The sequence below is a fragment of the Rhodococcus sp. SG20037 genome, assembly GCF_031763325.1.
GTDB lineage: Bacteria > Actinomycetota > Actinomycetes > Mycobacteriales > Mycobacteriaceae > Rhodococcus_F > Rhodococcus_F qingshengii.
The window spans coordinates 3,924,258-3,935,924 of record NZ_CP134497.1 but is presented as its reverse complement, the minus strand read 5'-3'; the positions used below and the strand labels follow the sequence as shown (position 1 = coordinate 3,935,924).

Genomic DNA, 11,667 nt, shown 5'->3' with positions numbered 1-11,667 from the left:
CGTCAATGATTCCCACCAACGAGGGATTCCCAGGGCGGCCACTACGCCGAAAGCGACGACCGCCCAGAAGACAGTCGTGAACAACCAGCTGCGAGGGCGCTTCCCGTGCCCGTTGATCGCCATCATCAGATGGTTGCAGCTTGCTCCACATATTCGCTGCAAGACATGGATGGCGGGTCTTCGCACTGACCCGATTGAATACGCAAAATAGCCGCCTGGTCTTTCGACCTGGCGGCTATCGAGACGAACCAGTGTGACGGCGAACCGTCACAGTGGAAACGTCAGAGCTTGTTGGCAGCCTGCGAGAGTGCAGACTTCTTGTTGGCAGCCTGGTTGGCGTGAATGACGCCCTTGCTGGCTGCCTTGTCGAGCTTGCGGCTGGTGGAGACGAGGAGCTCGTTGGCCTTGTCCTTGTCACCGGCTGCCGCAGCCTCGCGGAATGAACGGATCGCGGTACGCAGCGAGGACTTCACCGACTGGTTACGGAGTCGGGCCGCCTCGTTGGTACGGATTCGCTTCACCTGGGACTTGATGTTGGCCACGCGTAAAATCCTTGTCGTCTTTAGCTGGTTACGGTCGAGAAAGCTGTGGGCGCACTGATGCACCGACTGGCAAGATTACCAGCCGAGGGCCCAAGAACCCAAACCGTCGCACGTTGCGTCTGTCGAGAAGGGTACACCGAGCGCCCGATTTCTCGCCGCGCTGCCGAATAGCCCCACTTGTAGCAGCATGTTGCCCTATGACGCCGCCGCCTTCGAAAAGTTCGAGTAAAACAGGTTCGACCACCACCCGAGCGCGTCCTGCCGCAGTGTTCGACGGATATTCAGACATCGGTCGCTACGAGTTGGCTTTCGACGAGATGTTCGAGCCCGACGGCTCGGTGCGTGGTCCGTACAAGGGTGTGTACAAAGCCCTGGCGCCGACGAGCAGCGCCGACCTTGCCGCGCGTGCCGACGCACTCGGACGCGCATTCATCGACCAGGGCGTGACGTTCTCGCTGTCCGGGCAGGAGCGACCGTTTCCGTTGGATCTGGTGCCGCGCGTCATCGCCGCGCAGGAGTGGTCGCGGCTTGAAAAGGGCATCAAGCAGCGAGTGAAGGCGCTCGAGTTGTTCCTCGCGGACATTTACGGCGAGCAGCGAATCCTGCGCGATCACGTGTTGCCGCGCCGCTTGGTGACCTCGTGCGAGCACTTCCACCGTGAAGCAGCCGGCATCGTGCCGCCCAACGGTGTGCGAATTCACGTCGCGGGTATCGACCTGGTCCGAGACGAGGCGGGAGAGTTCCGAGTCCTCGAGGACAATCTGCGATCTCCGTCCGGTGTCTCCTATGTGATGGAAAACCGTCGCACCATGACTCGGGTGTTCCCGGATCTGTTCATGTCCCACAAGGTGCGGGCGGTCGGTGATTACGCAACACACCTGCTGAGGGCGCTGCGTGCGGGTGCTGCACTCAACGAAGCGGACCCGACAGTGGTTGTTCTCACACCGGGTATCGCCAATTCCGCCTATTTCGAGCATTCGTTGCTCGCTCGTCAGATGGGTGTGGAACTCGTCGAAGGTCGCGACCTGTTCTGCCGCGACAACATGGTGTACATGCGCACTACGGAAGGCGAGCGCCAGGTCGATGTCATCTATCGCCGCATCGACGACGAGTATCTCGACCCGATGCACTTCCGTCCGGATTCGATTCTCGGCGTCGCAGGCCTACTGAATGCGGCGCGGGCGGGCAACGTGGTGATCTCGAGCGCCGTCGGCAACGGAGTCGGTGACGACAAACTCGTCTATACCTACGTTCCGCAGATCATCGACTACTACCTCGGTGAGAAGCCGCTCTTGCAGAACGTCGACACGTTCCGCTGTTGGTTGGACGAGGAGTGCGAGCAAGTCCTCGACCGCGTCGCCGAACTGGTCATCAAGCCGGTGGAAGGGTCCGGCGGCTACGGAATCGTCTTCGGACCCGACGCGAGCCCCAAGGAACTCGCCGCGATAACCCGCAAGATCAAGGCAGACCCGCGCGGGTGGATTGCGCAGCCACTCGTGCAGTTGTCCACGGTGCCGACCAAGATCGACGATGTTCTCTCGCCGCGCCACGTGGACTTGCGGCCCTTTGCCGTCAACGACGGTGAGGACGTGTGGGTGTTGCCCGGCGGCCTGACCCGGGTGGCACTTCCGGAAGGTTCGCTGGTGGTCAACTCCAGCCAGGGCGGCGGAAGCAAGGACACGTGGGTGCTTGCGAGTCGCACCTCTGACGAAGACCCAGAGTTGTCAGGCGAGGAACTGGTGTCCGAGCCCCCGGAATCCGCGGAGCCGGTGCAGGGTCCCGAACTGAGCACCTCGCAGCAACAACAGCAGCAGCAACAGTGAACACCTCGGAAGTGCCCAGCTACCAAGAACTATCAGTGAACGGAGCGTGGTGACCGATGCTTGCTCGCAACGCAGAGTCCCTCTACTGGATCGGCCGCTACGTCGAGCGCGCCGACGACACTGCTCGGATCCTCGACGTCGCCGTCCATCAATTGCTCGACGACGCCACCGTCGACCCGGACCGCACGTCGCGTCTGCTCCTGCGTGTCCTCGGCATCGAGGCGCCGGAGGGCAAGCTCGACGTGCGCTCGCTCACCGATCTGGTTGCGTTCAGCCGCAACCAGGTTGGTTCGATCGTGGACTCGCTGGCAAGTGCTCGTGAGAATGCTCGCGGGGCGCGTGAGGTCACGTCGAGTGAGATGTGGGAGTGCCTGAACACCACGTACAACGGACTGGCCGAGCGTGAACGTGCCTCACGCAGGCTGGGGCCACACGAGTTCTTCCGCTATGTGGAGGAACGCGCAGCGATGTTCGCGGGCCTGGCGGATTCCACGCTCAGTCGCGACGACGGCTATCGGTTCCTTCTGCTGGGCAGGTCGATCGAACGTGTCGACATGATCGTGCGGATGCTTCTGGCGCGCGCCGGTGACCGCCCGTCGTCGCCGGCATGGGTCAGCGTTCTTCGCTCGGCGGGCGCACATGACACGTATCTGCGTACGTATCGCGGAGCACTCGACGCCAATCGCGTCGTCGAGTTCATCTTGTTGGACAGGCTCTTTCCGCGCTCGGTGTTCCACTCGATCAGGCAGGCCGAGAAGTGCCTGCAGGAGCTCGACCCGCAGCCGGGCAGTCGCGTCGGAATCCGGGCGGAGGCGCCGCGGCTTCTGGGCCGCGCACGCAGCGAACTCGAGTTCCTGCCGCAGGGCGTGTTGCTCGAGGATCTGCAGGGACGGTTGCTCGGTTGGCAGGAGACCTGCCGCGAACTGGGTGAGGCAATTGCATTGCAGTACTTCCACGCTGCGCCGTGGGTCGCGTGGACGGATGCCGGCGCCGCGTATGCGGAGTCGACGGTGGAGGGAGAGCTGTGAGCTGGCGGATGAGGGTCGTGCACACCACGGGATATGCGTACGACGCCCCGGTGACGTCGTCGTACAACGAAGCGCGATTGACACCTCGCGGCGACACCAGGCAGACGGTGATACTCACGCGCGTCGAAACCCAGCCGGCAACGCGTTCCTACCGATACACCGATTACTGGGGCACCGCGGTGACCGCCTTCGACTTGCACGCCCCGCATACGGAACTCGAAGTGACCGGACTGTCGGTGGTGGAGACGGAACCGTTCGTTCAGCCCGAGGAAACCGTCGACTGGGATGAATTGTCGGGAAACGCGATTAAAGATCGATTCAACGAACAACTGAGTTTCACGAGATATGTTCCGCGTGATCGTAAGCTGGCGACAATTGCCAAGGAATTGCGCAAAGATAAATCACCTGAAGATGCAGTAGTGGCTGCGTCGCAATGGGTTTACGGTGAAATGTCATATGTGCCGGGTACGACCGGAGTGCATACGTCGGCGGTCGAGGCGTGGTCGGCCAGGAAAGGTGTCTGCCAGGACTATGCGCATCTGACCTTGGTGTTGCTTCGAACGATGGGGATACCGTGTCGATACGTTTCCGGCTATCTCCACCCCAAACGTGATGCGGCAGTCGGGGACACGGTGGTCGGGGAATCGCACGCGTGGATCGAAGCGTGGACCGGCGCGTGGTGGGGATACGACCCGACCAATGCGATAGCTGTGAATGAACAGCATGTCTCGGTCGGAATAGGAAGGGACTATTCGGATGTGCCGCCTTTGAAGGGAATCTTTTCCGGTGGACGCTCCACAGATCTCGAAGTTGTTGTGGAGATCACCAGGCTTGCGTAAAGTCCGGCAAATCTAGGCGCGTGAGCATTACTACCGTTCGATGAGAAGAAGGTGGGAATATGTCTCCAACTGCACAGGAATTGACTGAGATCGAACCGATCTCGGATGTGAAGAAGTATGCGGCCGAAGCGGTGGGAACATTTGTGCTCGTGTTCTCCGCAGTCGGAACTGCCGTCTTTGCAGGTGCGAAAGTCGGCAACCTCGGAGTTGCCTTCGCATTCGGCCTGACCCTGCTGTTCCTCGTATATGCGATCGGCCCGATTTCCGGTTGCCACGTCAACCCAGCCGTGACTCTCGGCCAATTCGTGATCGGGCGAATCTCAGCCGTCAATGCGGCGATTTACGTTGTCGCGCAAGTGATCGGCGGCTTGGTCGCAGGCGTCGTGATCTACACGGTGGCCAACAGTCTCCCGGCGTACAACCGGGCCGCAGACGGCCTCGGCGCAAACGGTTGGGGCGCACACAGTCCGTCGGCCGAGAAGAATCTTCTCGGACAGGTGGTTTCCGACGGCTACGGCATCGGTGCCGCGATGATCATCGAGATTCTCCTGACCGCTCTGCTCGTGTTCGTCGTTCTCGCGTCGACCGACCAGATCTCCGACGTGCCGCTCGCCGGGGTGTCCATCGGCTTCACCCTGGCCGTCATTCACCTGATCTCGATCCCGATCGACAACACCTCCGTCAACCCTGCTCGAAGCCTCGCTGTCGCGCCGTTCCAGGACGGTGCACTCGGTCAGGTGTGGTTGTTCATCGTGTTCCCGCTCATCGGCGGTGCGCTCGGTGCACTCATCTATCGAGCACTCTTCGGACGGTTCAACCGTATGGACAGCTGATCGACACTGTTTCCATCGTCCGGGTCGGCTTCAGCTCCAGCTGAAGTCGGCCCGAAGTTTTGCCGCGACCGCGTCGAACTTTTTGTGATCCATGACGGCGCCCTCGCGCCGGATCCCGCTCTCGGGAACGTCGAGCACCCGGTCGAGCCGGACCCAGCTGGGCCTTCCCTCGCCGTCCCATGGACCCGAACCGATTGCGAGCCAATCGCGCTCACCCTCGCGTTTACTCTGCGAAGACAACATCAGGCCGAGCAGCGTGTCGCCGTCGCGGCCGACAACCAGCACTGGGCGGTCTTTGCCCTGGGTCGGATCCTCCTCGTAGGCAACCCAGGTCCAGACGATCTCGCCCGGATCGGCCTTGCCGTCGAGGTCGGGGGAGTACTCGACCTTGCGGGCGCGATGTGCGGTCGGAGACGTTCGCGCGGCGATCGGGCGGCCGGTCGGACCCGGCTTCGAGGCAGACGACTGGGACGTGGACGACTGCAGCTGGCGCAGCAACGCAGGGCCCTTCTCCACCGCGAGGGCGCCGAGGGTTCTGCCGATCTGCTTCCACATGCTTGCCATAGCGTTCGAGCATAATCACCCACCCGTGGGAACCCCTGGTACGGCGGCGCCGAGACTTGGATATCCTGAGGGTTGACAGTGGCCCGGATCCGGGCCGGTGCCGGTCCGACTAAGGGGTCTCCCATCAGCAGCTTCGCCGACAAGACGTTCACGGATCCTGCGCAGATCCGGAACTTCTGCATCATCGCGCACATCGACCACGGTAAGTCGACGCTGGCAGATCGCATGCTTCAGCTCACCGGTGTGGTCGAAGAGCGGGCGATGCGTGCGCAGTACCTGGACCGCATGGACATCGAGCGTGAACGCGGCATCACCATCAAGGCTCAGAACGTTCGTCTGCCCTGGACCGTCGACGGCGAAGAGTTCGTCCTCCACCTCATCGACACTCCCGGCCACGTCGACTTCACGTACGAGGTCTCCCGTGCGCTCGAAGCATGCGAGGGCGCAATTCTGCTGGTCGACGCTGCTCAGGGCATCGAAGCTCAGACGCTGGCGAACCTCTACCTGGCGATGGAGAAGGATCTCAAGATCATTCCCGTCCTCAACAAGATCGACCTCCCGGCCGCGGATCCCGACCGCTATGCCGAAGAGATCGCGCACATCACGGGCTGCGAGCCCGGTGATGTCCTGCGCGTCTCGGGTAAGACCGGTATGGGCGTCAAGGAACTGCTCGACGAGGTGATCAAGCAGGTACCTGCGCCTGTCGGCGATGCTGACGGTCCCGCCCGCGCGATGATCTTCGACTCCGTCTACGACGCCTACCGCGGCGTGGTCACCTACGTGCGTGTGGTCGACGGTCGGATCCGTCCCCGCGAGAAGATCACGATGATGTCCACGGGCACTACACACGAACTGCTCGAGGTCGGCATCATTTCCCCCGAGCCGAAGGCCAGTATCGGTCTGGGCGTCGGCGAGGTGGGCTACCTCATCACCGGTGTGAAGGATGTCCGTCAGTCGCGCGTCGGTGACACCGTCACCACCACCCGCAACGGCGCGACCGAACCGCTGGTCGGCTACCGCGATCCCAAGCCGATGGTCTACTCGGGCCTCTACCCGATGGACGGCTCGGACTACCCCGTGCTGCGCGATGCCCTCGACAAGCTCCGTCTCAACGACGCGGCGCTGGCGTATGAACCCGAGACGTCGGTTGCCCTCGGATTCGGCTTCCGCTGCGGCTTCCTCGGCCTGCTCCACATGGAGATCACCCGCGACCGCCTCGAACGTGAGTTCGGCCTCGAACTGATTTCCACTGCGCCCAACGTCGTCTACCGCGTCGTGATGGAGGACGGGGCCGAGGTCATCGTCACCAACCCGTCGTACTGGCCGGAAGGCAAGGTGCGCGAGGTCTACGAGCCGGTCGCCAAGTGCACCGTCATTGCCCCGAGCGAGTACGTCGGCGCCATCATGGAGCTGTGCCAGTCCCGTCGCGGTGAGCTCGGCGGCATGGACTACCTCTCCGAGACTCGCGTCGAACTGCGCTACGAACTGCCCATGGGCGAGATCATGTTCGACTTCTTCGACGCCCTCAAGTCCCGCACCAAGGGATACGCCAGCCTCGATTACGAGGAGGCCGGTGAGCAGCAGGCCGACCTGGTGAAGGTCGACATCCTTCTGCAGGGCGAGGCCGTCGACGCGTTCTCCTCGATCGTGCACCGCTCCAACGCTGGTGCTTACGGCGGACGCATGACGTCGAAGCTTCGCGAGCTGATTCCTCGCCAGCAGTTCGAGGTTCCGATTCAGGCCGCGATCGGCGCGAAGATCATCTCGCGCGAGAACATTCGCGCAATCCGCAAGGACGTTCTTGCCAAGTGCTACGGCGGCGACATCAGCCGTAAGCGCAAGCTGCTCGAGAAGCAGAAGGAAGGCAAGAAGCGCATGAAGACCATCGGTCGCGTCGAGGTGCCGCAGGAAGCATTCGTGGCGGCCCTGACATCGGAATCGGTCGGCGAGAAGCCCAAGAAGTAGGAGCGCATGGTCACCACCTGGTTGTCCCGAGAGTTCGGAATCGAAATCCCGGTTCTCGGGGCGCCCATGGGTGGTCGCGCGGGCGGCGCGCTCGCCGGAGCTGTATCGGCGGCCGGCGGGTTGGGGCTGCTCGGCGCGGCTCGGTACAACACACCGGAGTGGATCGAGGCCGAAGCTGAAGTGGCCCGCTCGATCGGCGGAAAGTTCGGCGTCGGCCTGATGACGTGGTCGCTGCCCGAGAACGAGTTGATGCTCGACGCCGCGATTGCCGTCGAGCCGACCATGATCACCTTGTCGTTCGGTGATCCCGCCTCGTATGTCGGACGAATCCACGATGCGGGCATTCCCGTTGTGTCACAGATCAATACGCTCGAAGACCTTCGCATTGTCGAGGCCGCGGGTGTCGACGGCGTGATCGCGCAAGGCGGTGAGGCAGGCGGTCACACGGGCCGAATCGGAACCTTGCCGCTGCTGCAGGAGATCCTCGAAACGACATCACTTCCAGTACTGGCGGCCGGCGGAATCGGGACCGGCCGCGGTTTGGCCGCAGTCCTGGCAGCCGGCGGGGAAGGCGTGATGATCGGAACGGCGCTGCTCGCCAGCCCGGAGACGGTCGGGCCGGACTATGCCCGCGACCGCGTCGTCGAAGCCGGAAGTGCCGACACGATTTACACCTCGGTGTTCGACCGAGCGCGCAGTCAACCGTGGCCGCAGCGGTGGGGTGGCCGCGCGGTGGCCAACGAGTTCACTGCCGCCTGGCACGGAGTCGACGCCGATGAGGAAATGCTGGCAAAGGCGTACGACCCGTCGGATCCCCACAGCGGAGTCGTCTACGCCGGAGAAGCTGTCGGACTCGTACACGGAACCCATCCGGCCGGCGACGTGGTTCGACGCATCGGCGCCGATGCGGAGCGTCTGCTCTCTCGTTTCGCCTGAAAGCAAGGTCGGACACAACCGGGTCCCATATGAGAAGGTAAGCCTCTGCTAACTAGTGGAGGAGTATTTTCGTGCGTGCGATGAAGTTTTCGGCGGTGGCTCTCTTGGGAGCGCTGGTCGTAGGTATCAGCGGATGTTCGTCCTCGGACGCCGACGAGATCGCGGGCGGTCGGGTCACCACGATCGACCACAAGTTCGGCGCCACCACGATCACCGGGACGCCGACGCGCATCGTCGCGGCCGACACCCAGTGGCTCGACGCTCTGCTCGAACTCGGAATCCAGCCGGTGGGGTACCTGGCTGCCGGCCCGATGGGCGACGAGCGTGGTCTGTTCCCGTGGGAGAGTGGCGTGGACGCGTCGGCGAAGGAACTCGATCGCTCGGCGATCCAGCAGTTCGGTGTCCCGCTCAAAGCTGAAGAAATTGCAGCCTTGGATCCCGATCTGATTCTCGGCGGGTTCTCCGTCGCCGATCAGGACGATTTCGACCAGTTGAGCAAGATCGCTCCGACCATTGCCGGTCTGTCCGACGTCCAGGTCGATCCGTGGCAGGACCAGGTGGAGATTCTCGGCCGGGTTCTCGACAAGGAGTCGCGAGCCGACGAGATCGTCGAGGCGACAAACGGGCAGATCGATGCGCTCGCACAGCGGTTGCCGGGGCTGAAGGGTAAGACCGCTCTTTTGTCGCAGTACGTCTTCCCGACGTCGCAGTTGGTGATCGTCGCTGATCCCAAGGACGGTGCTTCGGGACTGTTCACGCGTCTGGGAATGTCGTTGCCGCCCAAGCTGGTCGACGAGGCCGGTGTGACCGGTGGCCGGCTGATACTCAGCCCGGAACGGGTCGACGCTCTCAGCGCCGACGTCGTGGTGCTGCTGCCCAACGGCGGGTCGCTCGACGACATGATGAAGCTGCCGGGGTTTGCCGACCTGCCTGCAGTCAAGGGTGGCGGATTGGCCATCGTCGACTATCCGACTGTTGCCGGCCTGAACACTCCGTCGTCGCTGTCGCTGAAGTACTCGCTCGAATCGATCACGCCGCAGCTCGAAGCGGTGGCCGGCTAGACCTGCTGTGCGCCTTTATTAACCGCGGGCGGTTAATAAAGGCCACAGCAGGGGGTCTAGGTCGCGTTGTGCGCGGGCTGGAAAGCTCCGGCTTCGGCAGCTTCCTCGGCGCGGATCACGTGGACCACGGCGTTGATCAGCGCCAGGTGTGTGAACGCTTGCGGGAAGTTACCCAGATGGCGACCGGTGTGCGCGTCGATCTCCTCCGCGTACAGCTTGAGCGGGCTCGCGAACCCGAGCAGACGCTCGCAGAGATGCTTCGCGCGATCCAGTTCGCCGATCTCGACGAGGGCGGACACCAACCAGAAGGAACAGATGGTGAATGTTCCTTCTTCACCGCTCAAACCGTCGTCGGTGGTGTCGACGCGATAGCGCAGGACCAACCCCTCCTCGGTGAGCTCGTCGGCGATCGCCAGCACCGTCGCCCGGATGCGCGGATCGTCGGCCGGCAGGAAGCGCAGCAGCGGTGCCAACAAGAGCGACGCGTCGAGTGAATCGTGGCCGTACCGCTGCGTCAGAACTCCACGCGAGTCGACTCCGTGCGCGAGGATGTCGGCCTTGATCTCGTCCGCGATGGCCGTCCATTGCTGCGCAAAGCTCTTCTCGCCCTGCATCTCCGCCAGCTTGGCGCCGCGATCGAGTGCGACCCAGCACATGATCTTCGACGACGTGAAGTGCTGTGGTTCACCGCGCACCTCCCAGATCCCACGGTCGGGTTGGCGCCAGTGCTTGATCGCTTCTTCGACCTGCTTCTTGAGTAGCGGCCACAGCGCTTCGGGGACACGCTCGCGGGTACGGATGTGGAGGTACACCGAGTCGAGCATGGTGCCCCAGATGTCGTGCTGCTGTTGATCGAACGCCCCGTTGCCGATACGCACCGGACGGGCGCCGTCATAGCCGGACAGATGGTTGAGTTCGGATTCCTCGAGCGTGCGCTCGCCGCCGATGCCGTACATCACCTGCAAGGGATGCGGCTGACCGTTGTCCGAACTCGACACGTCGTAGATGAAGTTGAAGAAGTCGTTGGCCTCACGGTCCAACCCGAGCGTGTAGAGGCCCCACAGCGCGAAGGTGGAATCGCGAACCCACGCGTAGCGGTAGTCCCAGTTACGTTCTCCGCCTGGTGTTTCCGGTAGCGAGGTCGTCGAAGCCGCAAGCAGGGCTCCGGTCGGTGCGTAGGTGAGCCCCTTGAGTGTGAGCGCACTGCGCTGCAGGTATCCGCGCCACGGGTGATCGGGGAACTTGCCGATCGTCACCCACTCACGCCAGGACTTCGACGTCTGCCACATCTTGTCGGCGGCCTCGTCGAACGTCTGCGGCGCGGGAAGATCCGACCACGAGAGCGCGACGTACACGTTGTCGCCTTCGACCAGTCGCGTCCGGGCCCGTGCCTCACGACCTTCCAGACCCAGTCGGAGATCGGTGGTCAAGCGCAGAGTGGGATGGTCGCCGGGCTTGGCGGAGCGACACGTTGCCGTTGCTTCCTCGTAGACCTTTCCGGTGTACTCCCAATTCGCCGTGCCACGGTGATAGTCGAACGCGGGCTCACAGCTCATCTCGAGTTCGACGGTGCCGCTGACGCATTTGACCGTACGGAGAAGGGTGTGTTCGGCATCCCAGTCGGTCGGTGTGCGCTTGTGCGTGTTCGATCGCTTGTCGACGTTGTGCCAGGGACCGAGAACCAGGGCGTCGCGGACGACGAGCCAGCCGGTCTCGGTCTGCCAGGTGGTCTCGAGAATGAGTCCACCCGGCAGATAGCGCCGAGCGGCCGGCACGTTCTGGCCGTAGGGGCCGATACGGAAATGGCCTGCGCTGCGGTCGAGGATGGCACCGAACACGCTGGGGGAGTCCGGGCGGGGAACGCACATCCACTCGACAGATCCGTTACGGGCAATCAGGCACGAGGTTTCGCAATCGGAAAGAAACGCATAGTCGTCGATCGGGGGAAAGTTGCTTCGATGGTGACCCGTGGAGGCGGGAGGAATCGTCTGCACCACTTCGTCGTCAGCACTCATTCGGCCATCATCCGGCCAGAATCGGCACACGTCCAATCCACACGCTGTCGGGACCGTATCG

The 11,667-nt window shown here is 63.0% G+C and carries 10 protein-coding genes; 7 read left to right on the top strand and 3 right to left on the bottom strand.

Features of this window, described 5'->3' with window-relative positions; genetic code table 11:
* Positions 1-281: 281 nt before the first annotated feature.
* Positions 282-542 (bottom strand): 30S ribosomal protein S20, encoded by a 261-nt coding sequence (gene rpsT / locus RHP72_RS18055; RefSeq protein ID WP_003944567.1) that lies wholly within the window; start codon positions 540-542, stop codon positions 282-284.
* A 197-nt stretch (positions 543-739) separates the two neighbouring features.
* On the opposite strand from rpsT, the gene RHP72_RS18050 reads away from it, so the two are divergent.
* The 4 genes from RHP72_RS18050 to RHP72_RS18035 are packed head-to-tail and all read left to right on the top strand — an operon-like array spanning position 740 to position 5,065.
* On the top strand, positions 740-2,365 hold the full coding sequence (locus RHP72_RS18050) for a circularly permuted type 2 ATP-grasp protein (protein ID WP_003944471.1): 1,626 nt from the start codon (positions 740-742) through the stop codon (positions 2,363-2,365).
* Positions 2,366-2,421: 56 nt separating this feature from the next.
* Positions 2,422-3,393, top strand: a complete 972-nt coding sequence (locus RHP72_RS18045) for an alpha-E domain-containing protein (RefSeq protein ID WP_003944483.1) — start codon at positions 2,422-2,424, stop codon at positions 3,391-3,393.
* An 8-nt stretch (positions 3,394-3,401) separates the two neighbouring features.
* Positions 3,402-4,232 carry a transglutaminase family protein gene (locus RHP72_RS18040; RefSeq protein WP_007731033.1) on the top strand — a complete coding sequence of 277 codons (831 nt, stop codon included), beginning with the start codon at positions 3,402-3,404 and terminating at the stop codon, positions 4,230-4,232.
* A gap of 59 nt (positions 4,233-4,291) precedes the next feature.
* Complete coding sequence (locus RHP72_RS18035) at positions 4,292-5,065, top strand: aquaporin (protein WP_042952240.1); 774 nt, start codon at positions 4,292-4,294, stop codon at positions 5,063-5,065.
* A gap of 30 nt (positions 5,066-5,095) precedes the next feature.
* Here RHP72_RS18035 and RHP72_RS18030 read toward each other — a convergent pair whose 3' ends face one another.
* Positions 5,096-5,629 carry a type II toxin-antitoxin system PemK/MazF family toxin gene (locus tag RHP72_RS18030; RefSeq protein WP_007731034.1) on the bottom strand — a complete coding sequence of 178 codons (534 nt, stop codon included), beginning with the start codon at positions 5,627-5,629 and terminating at the stop codon, positions 5,096-5,098.
* 72 nt (positions 5,630-5,701) lie between these two features.
* On the opposite strand from RHP72_RS18030, the gene lepA reads away from it, so the two are divergent.
* From lepA to RHP72_RS18015, 3 genes are all read left to right on the top strand, one after another.
* Complete coding sequence (gene lepA, locus RHP72_RS18025) at positions 5,702-7,594, top strand: translation elongation factor 4 (RefSeq protein ID WP_003944564.1); 1,893 nt, start codon at positions 5,702-5,704, stop codon at positions 7,592-7,594.
* A gap of 6 nt (positions 7,595-7,600) precedes the next feature.
* Positions 7,601-8,530 carry a nitronate monooxygenase family protein gene (locus RHP72_RS18020; protein ID WP_030536619.1) on the top strand — a complete coding sequence of 310 codons (930 nt, stop codon included), beginning with the start codon at positions 7,601-7,603 and terminating at the stop codon, positions 8,528-8,530.
* Between the two features lie 80 nt (positions 8,531-8,610).
* Entirely contained in the window at positions 8,611-9,591 is a 981-nt protein-coding gene (locus RHP72_RS18015) for an ABC transporter substrate-binding protein (protein ID WP_207624322.1), read from the top strand.
* Between the two features lie 56 nt (positions 9,592-9,647).
* On the opposite strand, the gene RHP72_RS18010 is transcribed toward RHP72_RS18015, so the two are convergent.
* The gene (locus RHP72_RS18010; protein ID WP_003944557.1) at positions 9,648-11,606 is read right to left on the bottom strand and encodes a glycoside hydrolase family 15 protein; all 1,959 of its coding nucleotides are present in this window, start codon (positions 11,604-11,606) and stop codon (positions 9,648-9,650) included.
* Positions 11,607-11,667 lie beyond the last annotated feature (61 nt).

Excerpts from the sequence above, each read along its gene's own strand:
- RHP72_RS18050 (WP_003944471.1), top strand. The coding sequence starts at position 740 with ATGACGCCGCCGCCTTCGAAAAGTTCGAGTAAAACAGGTTCGACCACC.
- RHP72_RS18045 (WP_003944483.1), top strand. The coding sequence starts at position 2,422 with ATGCTTGCTCGCAACGCAGAGTCCCTCTACTGGATCGGCCGCTACGTC.
- RHP72_RS18040 (WP_007731033.1), top strand. The coding sequence starts at position 3,402 with ATGAGGGTCGTGCACACCACGGGATATGCGTACGACGCCCCGGTGACG.
- RHP72_RS18035 (WP_042952240.1), top strand. The coding sequence starts at position 4,292 with ATGTCTCCAACTGCACAGGAATTGACTGAGATCGAACCGATCTCGGAT.
- RHP72_RS18030 (WP_007731034.1), bottom strand. The coding sequence starts at position 5,629 with ATGGCAAGCATGTGGAAGCAGATCGGCAGAACCCTCGGCGCCCTCGCG.
- RHP72_RS18020 (WP_030536619.1), top strand. The coding sequence starts at position 7,601 with ATGGTCACCACCTGGTTGTCCCGAGAGTTCGGAATCGAAATCCCGGTT.
- RHP72_RS18015 (WP_207624322.1), top strand. The coding sequence starts at position 8,611 with ATGAAGTTTTCGGCGGTGGCTCTCTTGGGAGCGCTGGTCGTAGGTATC.
- RHP72_RS18010 (WP_003944557.1), bottom strand. The coding sequence starts at position 11,606 with ATGAGTGCTGACGACGAAGTGGTGCAGACGATTCCTCCCGCCTCCACG.